The sequence below is a fragment of the Akkermansia muciniphila genome, assembly GCF_002884975.1.
Taxonomy (GTDB): domain Bacteria; phylum Verrucomicrobiota; class Verrucomicrobiia; order Verrucomicrobiales; family Akkermansiaceae; genus Akkermansia; species Akkermansia muciniphila_C.
On record NZ_PJKB01000003.1, the window covers coordinates 128,744 to 150,645 of the forward strand.

The following is a 21,902-nucleotide window of genomic DNA, read 5'->3' on the forward strand; positions in this document are numbered from 1 at the left end:
GCGCTTTATTCGTCATCTTCCGCGTCAAAGGCGGAATCTTCCGAATCAAAGTCGGCGTCCAGGTGGGCGGTGAATTTCTTCACGCGCTGCTGGGCGGGGAGCGGGGAAAGCACCATGTGCATGGTGTTGCCGGCCAAGCGCGGAGGCTGGTCTACCTGCGCCATGGTCTTCAAGTCCGCAATAACCTTGTTGAACACGTCATAGCCAAGCTCCTGGTGGGCGTTTTCACGGCCGCGGAAGCGGAGCTGGAACCGGACTTTATGCCCGTGGTCCAGGAAGCTTTCCGTACGGGCCAGCTTCACGTTGTAATCGTTCGTGTCCGTCCCGATGCGGAGCTTGATTTCCTTGAGCCTGATCGTGCGGCTCTTGTTGGTTTTCTGGAGCTTGGACTGCTGGTACTTGTACCGTCCATAGTCCACCACGCGGCACACGGGCGGATCGGCATTGCCTGCCACTTCCACCAGGTCCAGGCCAACGGCTTTGGCCTTTTCCAGCGCGTCACGCGTGTTCATTACCCCGAGCTGGTCGCCATTGGCCGTCACCACGCGCACGCGTGGAGCGCGGATGCGTTCATTGACACGGGTTTGATCACCGCGCTCACGGCGGCGATTACCATCATTATTCTTCGTTGGCTTGATTGGCACGTCCGGATACTACTAAACTAAATAAAATAACTTGGCAACTCAAATCATGGGGGAAATATGACGTTCCGCAATTTCCCTGACCACAACGTCAGCAAACTGTTCAAAGGGCATCGGCCCCAGGTCTTCCTTATCCCTGTGGCGGACGGAAACCGTCCCTTCTTCCGCTTCCCGCTGGCCCAGTACCAGCATGTACGGAACGCGGTCCAGGCGGGCGTTGCGGATTTTCGCGCCGATCTTGTCCGGCGTTTCATCCACTGTCACGCGCACGCCCCTGGCGGCCAGCGCTTCCCGGTGGGCGCGGGCAACCTCCATCACCTTGTCGGAGATGGGAAGCACGCGCACCTGTTCCGGTGAAAGCCAAGTGGGGAATTTCCCTTCAAAGTGCTCAATCAGCAGGCCCGTAAAACGTTCCATGGAACCGAACGGCGCGCGGTGCACCATGACGGGGCGGTGCGGCTTGTTGTCCGCTCCGGTATAATGGAGGTCAAAGCGTTCCGGCAGGTTGTAGTCCACCTGCACGGTGCCAAGCTGCCATTCACGGCCAATGGCGTCGCGCACGATGAAGTCGATCTTGGGGCCGTAAAACGCGGCTTCCCCGGCTTCCTCGCTGTAATCCGCGCCCAGCCATTCCGCGGCTTCCCGCAGGGCCTGTTCCGCCTTGTCCCAATTTTCCGGGGAACCCACGTACTTGTCGCTTTCCGGGTCGCGCATGGAAAGGCGCACGCGGTAGTCCGTCATGCCCAGGGTTCCGAAGATGGTTTTCACAATGCCCAGGCACTGGCGGATTTCTCCGGCCAGCTGGTCAGGCGTGCAGAAAATGTGGGCGTCATCCTGCGTAAAGCCGCGCACGCGGGTCATGCCGCCCAGCTCCCCGCTCTGTTCCCAGCGGTACACGGTGCCAAACTCCGCCAGCCTTACGGGAAGGTCCCGGTAGGAATGGGCGTCATTCGCGTAAATCTTGATGTGGTGCGGGCAGTTCATCGGCTTGAGCATGTAGCCCTCAATGGTGCCGGTAGCCAGCCCGTTGAACAGTTCCGCGCAGGAAGCGCCTTCCTGGCTCAGCTTTTCCATGGCGTCACGCTCCGGGATAGGGGCGTACTGGCTTTCCTGGTAATACGGGAAGTGGCCGGACGTGCGGTACAGGTCCAGCTTGCCGATGTTGGGCGTGTATACCTGGGAATAGCCCAGCTTGTCCAGCTCCTGCGTGATGAAATCCTGGAGGGAGCGGCGGATGAGGGCGCCCTTGGGCTTCCAGAGAATCAGGCCCTGGCCCACTGCCTCGTCAATGCAGAACAGGCCCAGTTCACGGCCCAGCTTGCGGTGGTCCCGGCGGCGCGCTTCCTCCAGCCGTTCCAGGTGTTCGTCAAGCTGGGTGCGGTTCGGGAAGCAGGTGCCGTAAATGCGCTGGAGCATGGGGCGGTTCTTGTCCCCCTTGTAGAAGGCGCTCGCCACGCTCATCACCTTGAATGCCTTGCAGTTCCCTGTGCGGCCCACATGGGGGCCGGCGCACAGGTCCGTAAAATCACCGTTGCGGAACAGGGAAATTTCCTCGTCTTCCGGGATGTCGTTCAGCAGGTCGATCTTGAAGCGGGAAGGCTCGCTGCGGGGCCCCAGGGCGCCCAATTCCCCGGATTCAGCCATCTTCATGGCCTCCGCGCGGGAGATGATTTCCTTCTGGAAAGGCTGGTTTTCCTTCACCACCTTCTTCATCTCAGCCTCAATGCGCTCAAAATCCTCTGTGCTGATGCGGTGGTCCAGTTCCACGTCGTAATAAAAACCGTTATCCACGGCAGGACCGCCGGCAAGCTGGGCGTCCGGCCAGATGCGGCAAATGGCCGTAGCCAGAACGTGCGCGCAGGAGTGGCGCAGCCGTTCCAGATCAGACATCTGATGGCGTTCTTCAAGAGTCTTTCTTTCCTTGTGTTCGGACATACGCGCATTAGTTAACCTCCCTTAGGCACTGTTGGCAAATGCAAAAACCCCCTCTCTCCAAAAAATCAAGGCATGGGGCGCCGGAAAATACAGGAAAAAGGCCGTTGCCGCATTTCTTTGCCCGGGGAACGCACCGGACTCCCTGCGGGCACAGCCGCCCCGTATCCGCCATGGTCCTTTTCAGAGGCGGCAAATCCCCGGCAAGGACGGCGGCGGGACTCCCAACGAATGATTTACACCCGCATCCCTTTATGCCATAGTGGCGTCCAGCGGTTATGAACATCCTTCCCCTCTCCCTTCTCTGCCTCTGCCTGCCCTGCGGCCTCTCCCTGGGCGACCAGCCGCCGCCTGGCGGCGCACCCGTCCGCTTCCAAATCAGCATGGGCCAGGCCCCGGAAAACAAGGCTCCGGACGCCGGCCCCGTTCCGGACCAGAGCACGCCGTTCAATGCGGCCAAACTTCTGCTCCGCGCCCTCCAGGAAAAAACGGACTGGAAAAACGAACCGTACAAATCCCTTCCCGCCACCTCCCCCTTTGTGGGTCCGCTCAAACTGAAGAGCATCCTTTCCCGCATGGCGGCGGTCCAGGCTTATGTAACCGCAGCCGCTCCGGAACGCCCCCCTTTTGTGGATGAAGCCTCCATCATCACCCAGGGAGACCTGGCCATGGCCTATATCATGCTGCCGGACAAAACCAACCCGTATGTCTATGCCGCCACCGCCGTGGCCCTGGTGAAAAAGGGCGGCCAGTGGAAGGCCTCCCTGACTCCCGGAAGTTTTGACAATACTTTCCTCCCCTTTGACGAAGGAATCCGGCAGGAGGCGAAAAAAATATCCGCGGAAGCCAAGAAAAAGATATTCGGCCTTGCCCATCAATACTCCGTAGCCGCCGTCAAGGGAGCCCTGGAACACATCAAGCGCTTCCGGCAGGAAACCGTGAAGGGGAAATCCGATGATGAAATCAAGAACCTGCTCATCCGGACCGTGAAGGGGGATGATCCGGCCCGCATCGCGGCCCTGCTGGTTTCCCCGTACTATATGGAATCCGCCATCACCCAGAGCGCACGGCTCACCCCCGTGGTCAAGGCCATGCGCCTTCAGGACAGGAATGAGGAGAACCGCTACATCCAGCCCACCAACCTCAGTTTCATGGCTTTCCCGAACACCATCCTGGTTCCCCTCCGGCCCCATCCGGACGACCAGACAGACCCGAACAAAACGGATGAGGACGAACAGGAAGCCGCCAATAAGAACAATGCGAAGAAGAGCGGCAAGGACATTCACAGCATTGCGGCCATGACCATTCTTCCGCCGCGCATGAGCATGCCGGACATGGACAAGCCCGCTCTCATCTACCGCTACGCTCTGGAAAAAATCAAGGACCCTACGGATGGCTTCCCCGTCTTCAAGATGTACCTGACGGACGCATTTACCTCATGGAACCTTAAAGCGGATGAATCCACCACCGCCCGCATCATCGCGGATTTCCACCGGACCTATCCTCCCCTGGCCTTCCCCACGCCGGAAGATGCCGTAACCGCCGCCGGGCGCGCCCTGGCCAACCGGGACAGCCTGACCATGGTGCGCATGCTGGCCCCGTCCAAATTCGCCTCCGTGAAGGAATTTGAAGAAGCGCTCTCCCAGCTGAAAACGGTCATGAGCCGGATTGCCGCCCCGCGTACTGATGTGAAGGAAAAAAGCGTCCCCGTCGTCAAGGCGGCGTACGTTCCCGTCACCAGGGACGGTAGCCCCGCCGTCAAGGCCACCATCGGCGTCAGGCCCACCTCCAAAAACGGATTCTCCATCAACAACCTGTATTTTATCCAAACGGACAACGGATGGATGATCACCGGAGCAGACACGGAGCAGCCTCTGGAACTGGACGAACAAAAAAAATCCTAGAGTGGGGCTCCGGAACATCCCGCATGCAAACAATCTTTTTTCTTACCATACCATGATGAATCTACCGATACGGCCGCGCCGCAACAGAAAATCCGCCAACATCCGGGGCCTCATCCGGGAAACCTCCCTCTCCCCGGACCACCTCATTTACCCGGTCTTCGTCCATGAAGGGTCCGCCAACCAGCCCATCACCTCCCTTCCCGGCTGCACGCGCTGGAGCGTCAAGGGACTGGTGGAGGAAGCCAAGCGCCTGATGGACCTGGGCATCCGCACGCTGGACCTTTTCCCGGCCATTCCGGACGGGAAGAAAACGCCGGACGCCTGCGAAGCCTGCAACCCTGACGGCCTCATCCCCCGCACCATTTACGCGCTTAAGAGTGAAGTGCCCGGCATCACCATCATGACGGATGTGGCGCTGGACCCCTACAATTCCGACGGCCATGACGGCCTGGTGGAATTCCGTTCCGACGGCACCATGGAAATCCTGAATGACGACTCCGTGGAGGTCCTCTGCCGCCAGGCACTGTGCCACGCGGACGCCGGGGCTGATATCGTCTCTCCCAGCGACATGATGGACGGCCGCGTGGCCGCCATCCGCGCCACGCTGGACTCGGAAGCCCTGGATGACGTCTCCATCATGGCCTACACCGCCAAATACGCCAGCGCCCTTTACGGGCCGTTCCGCGGCGCCCTGGAAAGCGAACCGAAGGAAGGGGACAAGAAAACGTACCAGATGGACCCCGGCAACATCCGGGAAGCCCTGCGGGAAGCGCAGCTGGATGAAGCGGAAGGCGCTGACATCCTAATGGTGAAACCCGCCACGCTGTACCTGGACGTCATGGCCGCCATGCGGAAACATGTCACGCTCCCCGTAGCCGCCTACCACGTTAGCGGAGAATACCTGATGATCAAGTCCGCCGTGGCCTCCGGCTGGCTGGATGAACGGGAAACCGTTCTGGAGACTCTAACTTCCATCCGGCGCGCCGGGGCGGACATGATCCTTACGTATTATGCCCCCCAGGCAGCCGAATGGCTTAAACAACAACGCTGACGCCGCACGGCTTCCGTACAGGAGGCGGACGTGCGGTTCAGGACAAGAACTCTCCGCATGTCCACCTCCACGAAAATAATTGTCGGCATCGTAATCGTCGTCGTCATGGGGCTCACCTCCCTCTGGGGCGTCTACGCTCCCACCTTCTCGGAAGCCTATGTACTGCCCGTGCAGATGACCACCGCGGACGGAACCCCGCTGGGAAGCTTCCAGTGCCGCCCGGTAGCCGCTGAAAACGGGAAAACCCTCCTGGTCTTCCGGAACACGGACTTCCTGCGCCAGACCACGGGAGGCATGGTTCATGAAAAAATCATCCTCACCTACAAGGGTACGCCATTCTTTGAAGGCATTGTCCCCGGCCCCATGGAAGCCATAGAAATCCCCTCCGGCAGCCTTCCGGCTCCGTTCCAGCCGGTGCAGCAGAACTGAAACGGTCCTCACCGGAAAAACATCCGGCCCTGAACCGCGCTGTTATGGCATTGTTACGGAAAGGGCGCAGGTTTCCCTATACAAAAGGGGAACCATTGTGGTTTTATAGAATCAAACCATGAGTGATTCAGCATATACCATTCTGATTGCGGAGGATGACGACAGCATCCGGCATGCCCTGACGGACGTGTTGACCGCCTCCGGCTACGAAGTGCTGGCGGTGGAGGAAGGCCTGGCCGCCATCCGCGCCGTGCGGGAACGCAACTTTGACCTGGCCCTGCTGGACGTAGCCATGCCGGGAGCGGACGGCTTCCAGGTGCTCCAGGTCATGTCTGCGGAGCGCCCCGGCACGCCCGCCATCATGCTGACGGCGCGCGGAGAAGAAGAGGACCGCGTGCAGGGGCTCAAGCTGGGAGCGGACGACTACATTGTCAAGCCGTTCAGCATCAGGGAACTGCTCGCCCGCATTGAAGCCGTGCTGCGCAGGTCTCCGGAACGGCCTCGCCAGCTCAGGGAAATCCGCATTCCCGGGGCCTCCCTGGACAGCGCCAACCGGGTGCTCACCTTTGAGGACGGCAAGGAAACCTCCCTGACCGCACGGGAATTTGAATTCCTCACGTACATGGCCACCCACCCCAACCGCGTCATCACGCGGGACGAACTGCTCCGGCGCGTGTGGGACGTGGACCCGCGGCTGACGGACACGCGTTCCGTGGAAATGACCGTCATGCGCCTGCGGGACAAGCTGGGAGCCACGGGCGCCGCGCCGCTGGAAACGCTCAGAAGCCAGGGCTACCGCTGGAACTCATCCTTCGTCTCCTGACCCGTGAACCGGCGCATACGCATCATCCTGCTGGCAATCAGCCTGCTGCTGGTCATCGGCACGCTGGGATGGCTCACCCGCGTCCTGCTGGTGCAGGCGGATGAAACGGGCCATTCCGAACAGAACATCAAGGTGGAGGCCCTGGCCCATGAAGCCAAGCTGGAAATGGACCGCCTGCTGACCTCCTTCATCACCTTTGAGCAAGCGCGCGGCTACTTTGAATACCAGCCCTTCTACGCCTACAAACGCCCCTATGACCAGCGCATGGGCATGCCGGAAGCCGGGGAGGCCGCCCGCGGGTCCAACCTCACCTCCTATCTGCCGGACTACGTCACGGCCTACCTTCAGATTTCCCCCTCCGGCCATGTAAGCGGCCCCGCGCTGGATCCCCGGCTTGCCGAACGTCTGAACGGGCAGAAAGACCTTTACGAACGCCTGAACGCCAAGGTCTCCGCCCTGACCTCCGTGCCGTCCAGCGGCAACCTGTGGTCTGACATCCGGAATGAAATCCTGCATGAATCTCCGGAACCGGAGCCAGCGGAAGCAGGAGCGCCCGCCCAGGTGGAAACCGTCACCTCCTTCGTTCCCGTGGAAGATGCGGGGAACTTTTACATCCTGCGCCAGGTGCATACCAGCCGCGGCGTGTACCTGCAGGGAGCCCTGATGAACATGGACAGCCTGAACAGGCGGCTGCCCGCCCAGGTCACGGAGCTGCTGCCCCATAGCCGGCTTTCTACCTTTGACCCCGCCGCCCCGGCTCCGGAAGAAGCGCGGCAGCCGGGCACGCTCCGCTTTGCCAACGCTCCCCTGGTCTTCCAGCCCGGAGACACCGGAGCCGTCCCCTTGCAGGACCACAAAAAAATGCTGACCTGGACGCTCACGCTCATCTGGAGCATGGTGCTGCTGGGCGCGGCAGGGGTCATCTGGCTCATGCTGGGCACCTTCCGCCTGGAACAGCGCCGCGGGGACTTCGTCTCCGCCGTTACCCATGAGCTCAGAACGCCTCTCACCTCTTTTTCCCTGTACACGGAAATGCTGGAAGACGGCATGGTGCCGGAACAGAAAAAACCGGAATACTATGCCAACATGCAGCGGGAATGCCGCCGCCTGGAACACTTGATTGACAACGTGCTGGCGTATTCCAAGCTCCAGAGGAACGCCATCCGCCGCACGCGGGACACCCTGACCTGCCAGGAGCTTTTTGAACCCATTGCGGAAAAGATAGAACGCCGCCTCCGGGAGGCGGGCATCAGCTTCTCCTTCGCCCTGGCCCAGCCCATCCGCATCCTTCCCATTCATACGGACGCCGTTTCCGTGGAACAGATCATGGACAACCTGGCCTCCAACGCCATCAAATACGCCAAGGGGGAAAACGCGAAAGTCCAGCTCACCGTCCATGCCGACCGCCACAACATCGTCATCCGCTTCCGGGATAATGGCCCGGGCATCTCTCCGAAAAACCGCAAGCTGGTCTTCAAGCCCTTCCGGAGGACGAGGGACGCCACCAACAGCCGGAAACCCGGCGTAGGCCTGGGACTGGCCCTGGCCAAGGACACCGCCCGCTCCCTGGGCGGAGACCTGAAACTGGAATTCGGCACCCTGGGCGGCGCCAGCTTCCTGCTGACGATTCCTAAATCATGATTTTTTAAGAAAGACCCGCCGGAAGCGTTTTTCCGGAAACAGGCCGTTCAATCATACTTGAAACCCGCAAGCCTCCGCTTCCCGTTCAACCGGGTAAAATCCGGTTGAACGGCCTCCGCCTCCAAACCTGCTCCGCGGTACGGCGGAGGCGTTTTCCCTTTCACGGCAGGTTTCTTTCTTGCTTAACCATTCCACCCCGGAAAATCCTCTGCGCCCTGCTATGCGCTTGCCTTCATATGACGGATATGTGACATTAAACTCCAGCGCACGGCGGGATGAAAAGTCCCGTTCCTGACAGGAATATCCGCCTCCATCCCGGCACGGCGGAGCGCAAAAACGCAGGGACACGTTATCATGAGTAAAAGGATTTTAATCACCGGAGGCGCAGGCTTCATCGGCTCCCACCTCAGCGAACGGCTGCTGAAAGAAGGCCATGAAGTCATCTGCATGGATAACTTCTTCACGGGCAGCAAGCAAAACGTGCTCCACCTGATGGATTACCCCGGATTTGAATTAGTCCGCCATGACGTTACCGTCCCCTGCGTGATGGAAGTGGATGAAATCTACAATCTGGCATGCCCCGCTTCCCCGCCCCACTACCAGTTTGACCCCGTCCACACCGTTAAAACCTCCGTGCTGGGCGCCCTGAACATGCTGGGCCTCGCCAAACGGTGCAAGGCCAGAATCCTTCAGGCGTCCACCAGCGAGGTGTACGGAGACCCCGCCGTCCATCCCCAGCCGGAAACATACTGGGGAAACGTAAATCCCATCGGCGTGCGCTCCTGTTATGACGAGGGCAAAAGATGCGCGGAAACCCTGTTCATGGACTACCACCGGACGCATGGGGTGGACGTCCGCATCATCCGCATTTTCAACACCTATGGCCCGCGCATGAACCCTGGAGACGGCCGTGTGGTCTCCAACTTCATCGTTCAGGCGCTGAAGGGCGAGGACATCACCATTTACGGAACAGGCAGGCAGACCCGCAGTTTCCAGTACGTGGACGACCTGGTGGAAGGCATGGTCCGCATGATGAATACGGAAGGCTTTTCGGGCCCCGTCAACCTGGGTAATCCGGGCGAATTCACCATGCTTGAACTGGCGGAGAAAGTCATTGAAATGACAAGGTCCACTTCCAAAACGGTTTTCTGCCCCCTGCCGCAGGACGACCCTGCCCAGCGTAAGCCGGATATCCGGCTGGCAGGTGAAAAGCTTGGCTGGAAGCCGGGCATTCCCCTGGAAAAAGGCCTTGAAAAAACCATCGCCTACTTCCGGAGCATTCTATAGCGCTCCGGAAAGACCATGCGGAAATTCCGGGCACTGTTCTCATGCAAGCCTGTAACTCCGGCATGCCCGGTACCCCATTACCCGTTTTTGGCTGGTTACGGAAAACGGTTCAGTTAAAATAAGGCGTTATGGAACACGCCGCCCCCCAGGGAATTTATTCCACTCAAGCCGCCGTCCGCAGTTATGAGTGCGGGGCGGACGGCCTGATGAAGCCGGAAACAGTTCTGCACTGGTTCCAGGAAATAGCGGAAGTCCACGCCTCCTCCCTCGGCTTCGGCTATGACTTTGTGATGTCCCGCGGCCTGGCCTGGGTGGAAGTGCGCCTGGATGCGGCCATCAACCGCCTCCCCCGGTGGAAGGAAACGGTGGAACTCCGCACCTGGACCGCGCAGGAAACGCCCCTGCTGGCGCGCCGCAATCTGGAAATAAGGGACGCCCTGGGAAACCGCCTCGTCACGGCCAGCTGCCTGTGGGCCGTCATTGACGTGCGCCGCAGACGCCCGGTGCCATTGAACAGGCACATTGATTCCTTTCCTGATACCCCGTGTGAAAAAACCGTCGCCCCGGTTTCCATGGATACGTCAGGGCTTCAACCGGAAACACGGGAATGGACGGCTGAACGCCGCGATACGGACTTCAACCGCCACATCAACAATGCGGCCTACCTGGTCTGGGCTCTGGAAGCCCTCCCGGAATCCTGGCAGGAGGAACACGAATTAACAGGCATGCATCTGCATTTCAAGAAGGAAACCCATGCGGGAGAATCCATGAAATCCCTGCTGTTCCTCCAGGAATCCGCCACCTGCCACCACCTCATGCAGGGAGATGAACTGCGCGCGGAAGCAGTGCTGGAATGGAAAACTGCAACCAGCAGCGCGCATATTTGAGCAAGAGCCTCTAGTAAGGAGAGTTGAGATTTAAGAGAGGAGAGTGGAGAGGCTGATTTATCAACGCAACAGGCCGTTCCGGCTCTTGTCCGGAACGGCCCTGAGGGCAGGGAGAGTGGAGCGTCTCCGCTCCACTCTCAACTCTCAAACCTCAACTCTTCTTAAAAGTCATACCGGTAGCCAACGCTTCCGTTCACCGAGTTGGCTCCGTCACGGAAGTCAGCATTGCCATTGACGAACACCGTTCCCTGCGTTCCCACCGGCACGCTCAGCCCGGCTCCGATCTGGAGGGCCGTCGTTCCTACCTTGGTCCCACGCACACTCTGCATGAAGCCGGGGTTGCCCAGCAGCGCCACATTGGTTTCTCCGCGGCGGTCGCCCATGTCCTGGGCCACGTTGGCGCGGAACTCCACCAAAGCCTCACGGCCAAAGATGTTGCTTCCCGCCAGCCCCATCCAGCGGCCGCCCAGCGCNGGGGGGGGTAGAATATCTTACGTTAAACGGGTTATAGGTCATGGGACGGCTATTCCCTGAAACCAGGGCGTTTGCCAGCACTCCATACACCAGTTTTGCCTGCGCATCTTCATGGCTCTGGAAGGTATACTCCTGGTCAATATGGGAGACCGCCACCTTCTTCCTGTAAAGTTCAGCGGGCTTGCTTTTCCTCTTGAGGCTCCACTTCCCTTCCGGGGTCAGCGGCAAAGCGGGGGTAACCAGCGCCAGGCGCTCTCCCTGCGCCGTTCCGGCGTCTCCGGATACCAGTCTGACTGCGGCATTCACCACCCGGCCAAGGCGGTTTTCAAAATAAAATGCGGAGGAATCCTCCCGGAACCCTTTCTTCCCGGGCAGATACCGCACCAGCAGGCCGCCGCCCTGTTCCAGCGTTCCGTAATCCGCCGGGTTCAGCAGATATTCATTGTCTTCCAGAACCGCCGCGCCGCCATCAGCCAGGAGAACGTTTTCTCCCGCCGCCGGCCTTCCTGCGGAAAGGGAGGTTCCCGCGCACATCCCCAGAACACCAGCGAAACAAGTAATAAAAGCAATATTCATTGTGATGACGGATGAAAAAGTGCGCGGCGTATACACCCTGCTTTTCTGGCTGTCAAATGAAATATCTGTTTTTTACCATTCTGCTGAAACACAATATCATAACCATGACGATCTGCCCTGTCCCCTTATAAACGGGGGAAAAACAGGGCTCCGGAACGACTCGTAAAAACCGCCAGCCATGTAAAAAAAATCCTTGCCGCCGCCCGGTTTTTCCCGGAAAAGCAAAACAAAAAACGGAACGGAACGGCTGCCGCCGCTGCCACGGGAAAGAGGCCCGGAATCAGGCCATCATGTCCATGTTCGGGTCCTTCCAGGCCGGGTCATACCCCTTGGCGTAGCTGAACACGTGTTTGTGCATGTATTCAAAGTACTGCTCCTTCTGCATGGGGGTAAGCCGCTCCCAAATGGCCACGTTCAGGGCGCGGCACACCTTCTGCATCATCTTCAGGGTAAGCTGGCGGCCCTGCCGCGCTTTCTGGACCTGCTTGTGAGTAAGCTGCTCCGGGGAGATTTCCACCAGGTCATGGTTGGTCAGATGCCAGCGCTTCATCAGTTCATCCAGGGGCTGTTCTCCGTGATTGCGTTCGGTTCCTGTAGCTTCCTCTTCCATACGCCTTTCTTCGTGCCCTATTTCGGGAAAATAGGCAATACATCATTGCCGCATCAGCACTTTTTTTGCATTTCCAGTTGCCCGGCGTGCTGATACATGGTTCAATCCCGCTCTGTTGCAATAAGATGATTAGCGAGAAAGAGGAATTACTGGAATGGCGCAAGCGCGCCACCGCACAGCCCACGGGACGCGTCGTCCTGGACCTGGAGGCAGACAGCCTTCACCGCTACCAGGAAAAGATTTGCCTGATCCAGTACGCGGATGAAACGGGCTCCTGCCTGATTGACCCTCTCTCCATTGAAGACATGGGGCCGTTTTACAACTGGCTGAAGGAAACGGAAGTCTGGATGCACGGCGCGGATTATGACATGTGCCTCTTCCAGAACGCCTGGGAAACGCTGCCCGCCATGATCTGGGATACGCAGACCGCGGCGCGCCTGCTGGGCTTCCGCCAGTTCGGGCTGGCCGCCCTGGTGGAACACTTCCATAACGTCACGCTGAGCAAATCCTCCCAGAAGGCGGACTGGGCGCGGCGCCCCCTTTCCCCCACCATGGTCACCTACGCCCTGAATGACGTCAATTACATGCTGGACATGGCGGACAAGCTGACGGCCGCCCTCCGGGAAAAAGGACGCATGGGCTGGTTTGAAGAAATTTGCAGGCACTCCATGGACCGCGCCCGTGAGCGCCATCTGGCCGGCCACCAGGACCCCTGGCGCATCCAGGGCTGCGGCAAGCTGAACAGGAAAGGGCTGGCCGCCCTCCGGGAGCTGTGGACCTGGCGTGACTCGGAAGCCAAGGCATGGGACAGGCCCGCGTTCATGGTCTGCTCCAACGCGGACCTCATCCAGTGGAGCCTGGCCCTTCAGGAACAGCGCACCGTGACTCCTCCTCCCCGTTTCCACGCCCACAGGCGCAGCCGGTTCATGGACGCGCTCCAGAAATTCTACCTGCTGGATGAAGATGACTACCCTTGCCGCCCACGCATCCAGCGCCGCCAGCATTCCGACCAGTTTGAGGCCAACATGGACAGACTGTGCAAGCTCAGGGACCGCAAGGCGGAAGAACTGGGCATGGAAGGCTCCTTCATCATCACCCGGGCCTCCCTGGAAGCCATTGCGGAAGATGAGCAAAAAGGAGTCTCCACCCTGCTGAACTGGCAAAGGGAAGCCCTGGGCCTTTAATCGCGGCCCCGTTTTCCCGGCACACGCCCTGAACGGGAAATCCCGCGGGATGCGTCATGACTTAAACGGAGTGATTTGCCTCTTTTCTTTCTCCGGGTGCATCATCTAGGATGCGGACGCACTCACGCTCCCGTTCCACTGATTCACCTGACAGCCATGTACCGTCCCCTTATCATCCTCAGCCTTCTGGGCGTTTTCACCGCCCAGGGCAGACAGGCAGGAACCGAATTGCTCCGCCCGGACCAGCCGGAACCTCCGGCCCACCTGCTGGCGGACATCAATCTGCTGGGCGGGGATTACGGGGATGAAACCGCCCCCATCCCCAACGATTCCCTCACGCAGGCCCTGACCGGCCTCCATGCCAAAGCGCACCGCGCCGGGCTGGAATTCCTGGTGGAGAACGCCTTTTCCTACAATTCCATCCACCATCCGGCTCCGGACAAGCCCGGCACCCAGCTCTGGTACCTCCTGCACGCCCATGCCAACTACCGCCTCATCCAGGCGCCCCGCAACCGGGAAACATGGCTGAAGCTGGAGCTTTCAGGCTCCACCGCCCTGACCGGGAAGACGTGGAGGGGCGGCAACATGAATGACGCCATCGGCCTGACGGGGGACACCCATACGGACATCTTCGGGGAAAGAATCTTCTTCCTGCCGGAAATTGCGCTCCTGCAAACCTTCAACCGGGGGAAAAGCGCCATCGTCGCGGGCGTGGTGAACCAGACGAATTATTTTGACACCAACAGCTACGCCAATTCCTCCTTCGGCCAGTTCTGCGCCTCCCCCTTCGTCAACAACCAGGTCATTCCCATGGCGGATTCCAACCTGGGCGTCATCTTCCAGCACCAGTTCCACGAGCAGTGGTACGCCATGCTGGGCGGCAACTTCACCAGCTGCCCCCAGAACGCCTCCCCGCTGAAGCACACGGACGGCAAGAACTTCAACATTTTAGCGGAACTGGCGTGGGTGCATGATTCCGGCGCCGTCAAGCTCACCCCTTTCATGGCCCGCACCAATGAACTGCCGGACGGGGAGGAAAGGAAGAACCTTAATACCGTGGCCGGCATCGCCCTGAATGTGGAGCAGCAGCTTGGCGGGAGCCCGTGGAAGGCCTTCTGCCGCGCCGGTTGGAGCGATTCCACGCGGGACAACTTCTGCGGCGCCGCCGTCCAGTGGTCCGGCGGCTTCGTTTGCAGCCAGCCTCTCCAGCATCTGGGCATGTGTGAAGAGGGGGAGGCCAACCAGTTCGGCATTGCCCTGGCCGTAACGCGTCCGGACGACGGGAGCATGGCGGAAGGACGTTCCAGGAGCAAAAAGGAAGTGGTGATGGAATGCCACTATAACATTTCCGTGACTCCCTGGTTCCTGATCCAGCCCTCCCTGCTGTGGATTTCCAACCCGGCGGGCAGGGATGACACCGGAAACGCCAGCGTCTTCCGGCTGCAAACCATCCTGACATTTTAAGGTCCGCCGGAACAGGCGGCGGAAGAATTCCTCTCTATTATTGGCGGGGAGGCCCCTTTTCCAGCAGACACACGGCCATTACCTCCATCATCATGCGCTCCAACCGCCATTCATGCGCCCTCCTGGTCGCGGTCACCGCCTGTGCGCTGGCCATCTGCGTCTTCCTCTGGCGGAGCCGGCAGAAGAAAAGCGAAACGGCGCGGGAATACGCGGCTCTGGTGATGCCGGGACCGCGCCAGGAGAGCACTCCGGCCCAACAGAGGGAGCTCCTTGAAATCCTCAGCAGGAGCCCGGATGAAGCTTCTCCGGAAAAGCCCCGCTCCGGAAACGCCGGGGCGCCCCGGCAGGAAAAAACAGGGGTGCCCCTTCCTCCCGGGAGCCGAGAAAAAATCTTTCCCGGCCCGGCGGCGCGTGCTAGTGTGGGAGGCGATGAATCACGCCGATTTAGACCAGTTGCTGATCCTCCAGGAGAAGGACGTGCGGATTTCCAAGCTCCGGAAGGAGCTGGCCTCCCTGCCGGAACAGAGAACACGCCTGCTGCGCCAGATGGAGGCCATCAAGCAGAAGGCCGTGGCTGCCAAGCAGGAAGTGGCGGGCATTGAAAAGAGCATACGGGACGTGGAAGCCACCGTTGAAACGAAACGCGCTTACATCGGCAAGATGAAAACCCTCCAGTCCAACACCCGGAAAAACGAGGAATACCAGATGTGCATCCAGGAGGTGGAGAAGACGGAGGCCGTCATTGACTCCCTGGAAACTTCCGAGCTGGAACTGATGGAACGCCTGGAAACCGCCAAGGCGGACATGGCGCAGAAAATCCAGCGCGCGCGGGATGCCCAGCGCGAGATGGAGGAAACGCTGGCCCGCTTTGACCGGACGGCGGAGACGGACAAGGAGCTTCTGGACCATTTGAATGCGGAACGCGCGGACCTGGCCGCAGCCGTTCCGGAAGATTCCCTGGGGGAATACGAACGCATGACCAAAAGCAAGGGGGTTCCTGTGATTGTGCCGATGGATGAAAAGGGCCACTGCGGCGGCTGCCACATGGTCATTACGGATAACGCCCGCATGAAGGTGCTGGGCGGCCACGAAACCGTTTACTGCGACAATTGCCACCGCGTCCTCCACTGACGGAGTTTCCAGGCACGCCGCCGGGCTTATCATGAAATCCAGATCGGAAGAGTTTGAAGAGTGGGGAACGGAAGTCATCTTCGGCCGGGCCAAGGGCTTCCGCGCCACGATGATGCGCATGGTCCTGCGCGGAGCCTCCTGGCTGTTCAGGCTGGTGGTGCTGGCGCGGCTGTACCTGTTCCATTCCAGCATTGCCAGGCAGGCACGGCTGGGAACGCTGGTGGTCAGCGTGGGGAATATCACCGTGGGGGGCACCGGAAAGACCCCGGTGGTGGAGCTGCTGGCCCGCACCCTCACCCAGCGCGGCCGCAAGGTGGCCATCCTGACCCGCGGCTACAAGAGCGCGGACCTGGACGAACCCCAGGAATGGAAGGATGAACACGGCGGCCGGGTGGAGCAGCTTCCCAAGATCGCCAGCGACGGAAAGACCCGCTACCTGGGCCCCCTGCATTCCGGGGACGAGCCGTTCATGCTTGCCAAGAATCTGGACGGCGTGGCGGTGCTGGTGGACAAGAACCGCATCAAGTCCGGCATTTTCGCCATTGAACACCTGGGGTGCGACACTCTTCTGCTGGATGACGGCATGCAGTACCTGAAACTGGCGCATGAGCTGGACATTGTGCTGGTGGACTGCGGCGCGCCCTTCGGCACCGGGGCCATGCTTCCGCGCGGCACGCTGCGGGAACCCAGGGGCAGCCTGGCGCGCGCCAGCTACATCATTCTGACCAAATGCGGCGGCAAGCCCCAGGATGAACTGATCGCCGCCATCAGGAAGTATAATCCCGTGGCGGACATCATCGTAAGCGACCACGGACCCAAATACCTGGAAAACGTGTTCACCGGGGAACGGCTCCCTCTGGAGGCCCTCCGGGGAAAATGGGTGGCGTGCCTCAGCGGCATTGCGCGCCCGGAAAGTTTTGAAGATTCCCTGCGCTCCCTGGGCGCGAACGTGGAAATCTGCCGCAGGTTTCCGGACCATCACTGGTTTGAGCAGTCGGAACTCCAGGAGTTTTACGACCGCTGCGCGGACCGCGCCATGGACATGATCGTGACCACGGAGAAGGATGCCGTACGGCTGGAAAAACCGGAGGAGGATCCGGAGGTCCCCATTTACTTCCTGCGCATTGAGGTGGAGATCTATGAGGGCCGGGAGGCGTGGGAGCGCTGCGTGGACCGCATCTGCGGAATTTCAGCGCCGCGGCCGCGGGATGAATGGGCGCCTTCCTCATCCTTTTGAAATGGCTTCCCTTTCCGGAGGTTCTCCGGAAATTCACCGCTTTTATGCAGGGAAGGCCGCTTGACTTGCCTGGAAAATCATGTGAAACAAGAGGGCAGTATTTTTCCCATGAAGGCATTTACCATCACCTCTATTCTGGCTGCCGCGTGCCTCCTCTCGGCTCATTCTCCGGCTGAAACCGCGGCAGAAAACAAAACCGGGTCCGCGGCCGTCCAGCCGGCGGCAGGCATTCCCAGGCAGGACCCCCAGCTGATTAAAGGGAAGCTTCCCAACGGACTGACTTATTTCATCCGCCCGAACGCGGAGCCCAAGGGCCGTTTCAGCATCCGCCTGCGCGTCAACACGGGTTCCCTGAATGAATCGGATGACATCCAGGGCGTCTCCCACTTCCTGGAACACATGGTCTTCAACGGCAGCACCCATTTCAAACGCGGGGAAATGATTCCCGCCATGCAGAAGGAGGGCCTGGGCCTGGGCGGGGACGCGAACGCCTACACCGCCTTTGACGAAACCGTGTACATGATGGACGTGCCCAGCATGAAGGAGTCCACCGTGAACCTGGCCTTCACCATCATGAGGGACTTTGCGGACGGCGCCCTGCTGGAGGAAAGCGCCATTGACGCGGAACGCGGCATCATCACCAGTGAATACAAGGCGCGGGATTCCGCCGGCTACCGGGTCATGAAGGAGGTCTTCTCCATCATGCTGGACGGCACCAGGATTCCGGACCGCTACCCCATCGGTACGCTGGAAGTGATCCGCACCGCGCCCCGGGAAAAATTTGTAAACTATTACCAGACCCACTACGTCCCCAGCCAGATGCAGCTGGTCATCACCGGGGACATCACGCCGGAACAGGGGAAGGCCTGGGTGGAAAAGTACTTCGGCTCCCTGAAAAAGGACAACTACTCTTTCCAGACGGACCGCGGCGCCCTGAAGGAAGCCACGGAAACCACCGCCCACTGGATCACCAACAAGGAAGCCACCAGCACGGAAGTCAGCGTCAACATCGCCCGGCCCTACGTGAAGAAGCCGGACACGGTCGCCAACCGCAACAAGGACATTCCCCTCAATGTGGCTTATGCCATGCTGAACCGCCGTCTGGAAAAGATGGCGAAGAATCCGGACTGCCCCTTCATTGGCGCGGAGGGCGGCCGCATGGACGTGATGGAAGCGGCGCAAGTGGACGCCATCCAGACCCAGGCGGATTACAAGAACTGGAAGCCCGCCCTGACCGCCATTGAACAGGAACTGCGCCGGGCCATCGAGTTCGGCTTCAACAAGGAGGAACTGGCGGAAGCCCGCAGCAACATCACCGCGGAAGCGGAAAACGCCATCAAGGCCTGGCCTACCGCCAAGTCGGAAGACCTGGCCTCCGCCATCGCCCAGAGCGCGGCGCAGGACAAGGTCTTCACCACGCCGCAGGAAGACTGGGCCATCTCCAGAGAAGTGGTGGAAAACCTGACGCCCGAACAGTGCCAGGCCGCCCTGAAGGAAGCCTGGACCGGAGCCTTCCCCCGCGTGATCGTCACCTCCAACAAGGAAAACGCCCAGGGAAGCGCGGAAATCATGCAGACGTACAAGGAGGCCCGGGCCTCCAAGGTGGAACCCTACCAGGCGTCCGCGCAAAAAGATTTCTCCTACAAGTTCGGGGAACCCGGCAAGGTGACGGCCCGTACGGAAGCCGCGGACCTGGGAGTAACCCAGCTCACCCTTTCCAACGGCGTGCGCGTCAACCTGAAGCCCACGGAATTTGACAAGGATTCCATCAACATCACCTTTGCCGTGGACGGCGGGGAACTGACCAGGCCGGAAAAGGCCTCCGGGCTGGAACTCTTTGCGGGCGCCGTGATGAACGGCGGCGGCTTGAAGGACCATTCCAACGATGAACTGGCCGCCATCATGGCGGGCAAGAAGGTGGGCGTGGGCTTCTCCATGACGGACCGCTCCTTCCTGCTCTCCGGGAACACCAACAGGGAAGACCTGGAAACGCAGCTCCAGCTCCAGACGGCGTACCTGATGTACCCCGGCTACCGCCAGGACGGCGTCACCCTGCTCCGCCGCGCCATCCCCATGATTTACAACAAGCTGAACCATGAGGTGCAGGGAGCCATGAAGAAGCAGGTGCCCGCCATCCTGTACAAGGGCAACCCCCGCTTCACCTTCCCCACGCAGGAACAGCTGAACTCCTACCAGGTCAAGGACGTGCAGGACTGGGTGGACGCCCCCCTGAAGAACAACTACATGGAAGTGACCGTCACGGGGGATTTCAAGACGGAAGATGTCATTCCCCTGCTGGAACGCACCGTGGGCGCCGTGCCCAGGCGTGGGGAAGCCCCGGCCAAACTGGATGAAAAACTGCGCCACCCGGCCATGGCGGACTTCAACTTCTCCAAGGACCTGACCTATGACTCCTCCATTGACAAGACGCTGGTCTGCCTCTTCTGGAAAACGCCCGGCGGAGAAGACAAGAAACTGGCCCGCAGGCTGAACATGCTCAAAGCCGTCTTCTATGACCGCGTATTCAAGGGCCTGCGTGAAGACATGGGGGAAACCTACTCCCCCTCCACCGGGCTCAACATCAGTGAAACCTACCCGGACGACGGCTACATCATCACCCTCAGCTCCGGCGTGATGCGCAACAAGGAGGCCGTGCGGAACGCGATTGCCAAAATTGCGGATGACCTCGGCAAGGGGAACGTCACCCAGGAGGAACTGGACCGCGCCCGCAACCCCATTCTCAATTCCATGGACCGCGCCCAGCGCGACAACGGCTATTGGACTTCCCTGCTGAAGGACTCCCAGGCCAGGCCGGAACGGCTGAACCAGCAGAGGGAAAGTATTCCGGACGTGAAAGCCATCACTGTGGAAGAGGTCAACAAGCTTGCCAGGGACATCTTCGGCAAGGGAGAGCATCTCAACCTGAACATCCTGCCGGACCATCCGGCCGTGGAAGCTCCGCCTGCTGAAAAGCAGGCGGACAAACCCGATGCCACCCAGGCCGCCGTCTCCACGGCGGCTTTTTGCATTCACGCCACTGCCGTGAAGACCGTAAAAAAAGACTCCGGCAGGAATGATTACGCCATCATCATCTCTGAGGAAACCGCCGCCATGCCGGAATGGAAGGCCGTGGCGGACAAGCTGGCGGAGAAACACGGGGGCGCCATCGTCACCGTGAAGGATTCCATGTTCGCCAGGCTGGACACGCTCAAGAAAATGGCCCCCCGCTTCATGGCCGTGGTCGCGCGCCCGGAGGAGATAGACCGGGTGCTGGTCAATGACCTGCACCGCCTGAGCCGCCGCCTGGACGACGACCCGTACGGAGACTGCATCTGGGGCATCATCACGGGCTATACCCCGCAGGACGCCATGAGGATAGCCGCCGAAACGCAGCCGCTCGTCATCACGCGCTCCATGGGCACCACCAATGTGGACGCCTCCCGCTTCAGCGACAGCATGAGCATCACGGACTGGCAGCCTTTCCAGTACCTGGAGCAGCACGGTTCCGCGGAAAAGATTACGCCGGCCTTTTACGCCAAGGGCCTGAAGGAGCAGGACAAGGGGGACGACACCACGCTGGGCGTAACGCCCAAGCTGGTGGAGTACTGGAAGCAGTACGCTCCCCAGCTCTTCGTCACGGCCTCCCACGCCACCCAGTTCAACCTGGAAATGCCCTTCGGCAAGGGGCTCATTGTCTCCGGCAACAACCGGTTCCACGTGCTGGACAAAAAACAGTTCAAGGAATTCACCACCTTCCTGCGCGGCGTGATCTTTAACGGGAAGGAAGACGACCTGCTCTCCTTCCTGGAGAGAATCAAGGCTCCGGCGATTGAAATCAAGCCGGTCCCGGCCGTCTGGGTGGCGGCGGGGAACTGCCTGATAGGAGACACTAAAAAAACGAAGAACTCCATGGCCGTCACGGCCCTGAGCCACTACGGCTTCAACCAGCTTGTGGGCTATACCGTCCCCTCCTGGTACGGCAAGGGCGGCTGGGGGACGCTGGGCCTCCTGTTCAGCAACCATGACGCCTCCAACCTGGCGGAAGCCTGGTACCTGAACAACCAGTTTATCCTGGACGAAACCATGACCCGCTTCCCCAAGCTCATGAACGTCAACTTTAACGCGCCGGACATCAACGGCATCAAGGATGACCCGGACTTTGCCAGGGGCATGAATTCCGCCGGCTACGGCATGGGCAAGGACCAGATGGGCCTGATCCATGACCGGGACACCGTGGCCTTTTACGGAGACCCCGCGTGGACGGCGCGGCTGGATGAATCCCGCACGCCATCCCCGTGGCACATTGAGTGGAATGACCCGGCGGACGCCGCCAAGGGCTTCACCGTTACGGCCAACAAGGACGCCAAGGCGCGCCTGGGCGTCTGGTTCCCCAACAGGATCACCGCCAAGAAGGCCACCGTCACCATTGGAGAAACCGCTACTCCCGTGGAGAAGGCCGGACTGCTGACCAATGACTTCCTGCTTCTCCGGGAGCTGGACCTCAAGAAGGGGGAAAAAGCCGTCGTGGAAATGAAATAAGCCTGAGGCGGAAAACGGCGGAGGGGGCCATTTCGCCGCCTGCCGCCGGAATATCCGCCCCTCCGTTCCTTTTTCCATAGACAAGCGGCCTC

16 protein-coding genes are annotated in these 21,902 nt (G+C 60.2%); 12 read left to right on the forward strand and 4 right to left on the reverse strand.

What is annotated here, in order from left to right; all coding sequences use genetic code 11:
• Positions 1 to 5: 5 nt before the first annotated feature.
• On the reverse strand, positions 6 to 644 hold the full coding sequence (gene infC, locus CXU21_RS10460; protein WP_102715579.1) for a translation initiation factor IF-3: 639 nt from the start codon (positions 642 to 644) through the stop codon (positions 6 to 8).
• A 39-nt stretch (positions 645 to 683) separates the two neighbouring features.
• Positions 684 to 2,576 (reverse strand): threonine--tRNA ligase, encoded by a 1,893-nt coding sequence (thrS, locus tag CXU21_RS10465; protein ID WP_102725995.1) that lies wholly within the window; start codon positions 2,574 to 2,576, stop codon positions 684 to 686.
• Positions 2,577 to 2,851: 275 nt separating this feature from the next.
• On the opposite strand from thrS, the gene CXU21_RS10470 reads away from it, so the two are divergent.
• From CXU21_RS10470 to CXU21_RS10505, 7 genes are all read left to right on the forward strand, one after another.
• Positions 2,852 to 4,477 carry a hypothetical protein gene (locus CXU21_RS10470; RefSeq protein WP_102725996.1) on the forward strand — a complete coding sequence of 542 codons (1,626 nt, stop codon included), beginning with the start codon at positions 2,852 to 2,854 and terminating at the stop codon, positions 4,475 to 4,477.
• 55 nt (positions 4,478 to 4,532) lie between these two features.
• On the forward strand, positions 4,533 to 5,528 hold the full coding sequence (gene hemB / locus CXU21_RS10475) for a porphobilinogen synthase (protein WP_180972808.1): 996 nt from the start codon (positions 4,533 to 4,535) through the stop codon (positions 5,526 to 5,528).
• A 57-nt stretch (positions 5,529 to 5,585) separates the two neighbouring features.
• Positions 5,586 to 5,957: a hypothetical protein gene (locus tag CXU21_RS10480; protein ID WP_102715571.1), complete on the forward strand. Its 372-nt coding sequence runs from the start codon at positions 5,586 to 5,588 to the stop codon at positions 5,955 to 5,957.
• Positions 5,958 to 6,075: 118 nt separating this feature from the next.
• Positions 6,076 to 6,780 carry a response regulator transcription factor gene (locus tag CXU21_RS10485; protein ID WP_102715569.1) on the forward strand — a complete coding sequence of 235 codons (705 nt, stop codon included), beginning with the start codon at positions 6,076 to 6,078 and terminating at the stop codon, positions 6,778 to 6,780.
• Positions 6,781 to 6,783: 3 nt separating this feature from the next.
• Complete coding sequence (locus CXU21_RS10490) at positions 6,784 to 8,421, forward strand: sensor histidine kinase (protein ID WP_102725997.1); 1,638 nt, start codon at positions 6,784 to 6,786, stop codon at positions 8,419 to 8,421.
• A 354-nt stretch (positions 8,422 to 8,775) separates the two neighbouring features.
• Positions 8,776 to 9,708 (forward strand): UDP-glucuronic acid decarboxylase family protein, encoded by a 933-nt coding sequence (locus tag CXU21_RS10500; protein WP_102715563.1) that lies wholly within the window; start codon positions 8,776 to 8,778, stop codon positions 9,706 to 9,708.
• Between the two features lie 128 nt (positions 9,709 to 9,836).
• The gene (locus CXU21_RS10505; RefSeq protein WP_102725999.1) at positions 9,837 to 10,595 is read left to right on the forward strand and encodes an acyl-[acyl-carrier-protein] thioesterase; all 759 of its coding nucleotides are present in this window, start codon (positions 9,837 to 9,839) and stop codon (positions 10,593 to 10,595) included.
• 161 nt (positions 10,596 to 10,756) lie between these two features.
• Here the strand turns inward: CXU21_RS10505 and CXU21_RS10510 are convergent, their stop codons facing one another.
• Both CXU21_RS10510 and CXU21_RS10520 read right to left on the reverse strand, forming a co-directional pair.
• Positions 10,757 to 11,050 (reverse strand): autotransporter domain-containing protein, encoded by a 294-nt coding sequence (locus CXU21_RS10510; protein WP_102715560.1) that lies wholly within the window; start codon positions 11,048 to 11,050, stop codon positions 10,757 to 10,759.
• Between the two features lie 875 nt (positions 11,051 to 11,925).
• Positions 11,926 to 12,255, reverse strand: coding sequence for a hypothetical protein (locus tag CXU21_RS10520; protein WP_102712401.1), 330 nt, complete (start codon positions 12,253 to 12,255; stop codon positions 11,926 to 11,928).
• A gap of 125 nt (positions 12,256 to 12,380) precedes the next feature.
• Here CXU21_RS10520 and CXU21_RS10525 point away from each other — a divergent pair, with 125 nt between their 5' ends.
• The 5 genes from CXU21_RS10525 (at position 12,381) to CXU21_RS10550 (ending at position 21,810) form a co-directional block, all read left to right on the forward strand.
• Entirely contained in the window at positions 12,381 to 13,439 is a 1,059-nt protein-coding gene (locus tag CXU21_RS10525) for a ribonuclease D (protein WP_102726001.1), read from the forward strand.
• 156 nt (positions 13,440 to 13,595) lie between these two features.
• Positions 13,596 to 14,903 carry a carbohydrate porin gene (locus tag CXU21_RS10530; RefSeq protein ID WP_102726002.1) on the forward strand — a complete coding sequence of 436 codons (1,308 nt, stop codon included), beginning with the start codon at positions 13,596 to 13,598 and terminating at the stop codon, positions 14,901 to 14,903.
• A gap of 270 nt (positions 14,904 to 15,173) precedes the next feature.
• On the forward strand, positions 15,174 to 16,034 hold the full coding sequence (locus CXU21_RS10540; RefSeq protein WP_146017057.1) for a zinc ribbon domain-containing protein: 861 nt from the start codon (positions 15,174 to 15,176) through the stop codon (positions 16,032 to 16,034).
• Between the two features lie 31 nt (positions 16,035 to 16,065).
• On the forward strand, positions 16,066 to 17,271 hold the full coding sequence (lpxK, locus tag CXU21_RS10545) for a tetraacyldisaccharide 4'-kinase (RefSeq protein ID WP_102712411.1): 1,206 nt from the start codon (positions 16,066 to 16,068) through the stop codon (positions 17,269 to 17,271).
• Between the two features lie 108 nt (positions 17,272 to 17,379).
• A complete protein-coding gene (locus CXU21_RS10550) occupies positions 17,380 to 21,810 on the forward strand; it encodes a M16 family metallopeptidase (RefSeq protein ID WP_102726005.1) in 4,431 nt (1,476 codons plus the stop codon).
• Positions 21,811 to 21,902 lie beyond the last annotated feature (92 nt).